This window comes from Micromonospora sp. AMSO12t (assembly GCF_008806585.1).
Taxonomy (GTDB): domain Bacteria; phylum Actinomycetota; class Actinomycetes; order Mycobacteriales; family Micromonosporaceae; genus Micromonospora; species Micromonospora reichwaldensis.
On the sequence record NZ_WAAS01000550.1, the window covers coordinates 1 to 772 of the forward strand.

Annotated in this window: 2 protein-coding genes; one reads left to right on the forward strand and one right to left on the reverse strand. The window is 71.1% G+C overall.

Going from position 1 to position 772, the window contains the following annotated elements:
* Window positions 1–172, reverse strand: a 172-nt coding sequence (locus F6X68_RS32905; RefSeq protein WP_255474825.1) for a TSUP family transporter, incomplete at its 3' end; no start/stop codon positions are given.
* Between the two features lie 252 nt (window positions 173–424).
* Between F6X68_RS32905 and F6X68_RS32910 the strand changes: the two genes are divergently transcribed.
* Window positions 425–772: endonuclease/exonuclease/phosphatase family protein (locus F6X68_RS32910; protein ID WP_192581661.1), on the forward strand; the 348-nt coding region annotated here is incomplete at its 3' end.

Sequence of the window (772 nt, forward strand, 5' to 3'; positions counted from 1 at the left end):
CCACCGCCCAGTCGATCTTCGTGCGGCGCGCGTACGTCACCGCCGCCGTCGTCGTACCCGCGATCGCCGTCAACTTGTTCGTGGCCAACGCCGACGCCACCGGCATCCCCGGCGCCGCCACCATCAACACCGGCAACAACAGCAGACCACCACCACCCACCACGGCGTCGATCCAACCGGCCATCGCGGCCGCGGCGAGCAGGGTCGTCAACGACAGGGGATCCACATCCACGGGCCGCCATTCTGCCCACCACCACCCACCCCACGACGCCGCCTGTGGCCAGCCTCACCAGAACCGCAGGTCACCGATCCCGCGCCCGACGCAGCCACACACCCACCGCCGACAACGCCACGAACAACAGCACCGAGCACAACAACACCTTCAACACCCGGCAACCCTCCCACGGCCACGTAGGGTGCAAGCGTGCGCCTGGCCACCTTCAACCTGCTGCACGGCCGATCCCTCGCCGACGGACTCGTCGACCCCGACCGGCTCACCGCCGCCGTCACCGCCCTCGACGCCGACGTCCTCGCCCTACAGGAAGTCGACCGCGACCAGAGCCGCAGCGGCAAACTCGACCTCACCGCCATCGCCGCCCGCGCCCTCGACGCCAGCGAACACCGCTTCGCCGCCGCCGTCGTCGGCACCCCCGGCGAACAGTTCCGCCCCCTCACCCACGACGACGACGGACACGGCGAACCCTGCTACGGCGTCGGCCTCGTCACCCGCCACCGCGTCCACACCTGGCAGGTCACCCGACTGCGCCCCGCC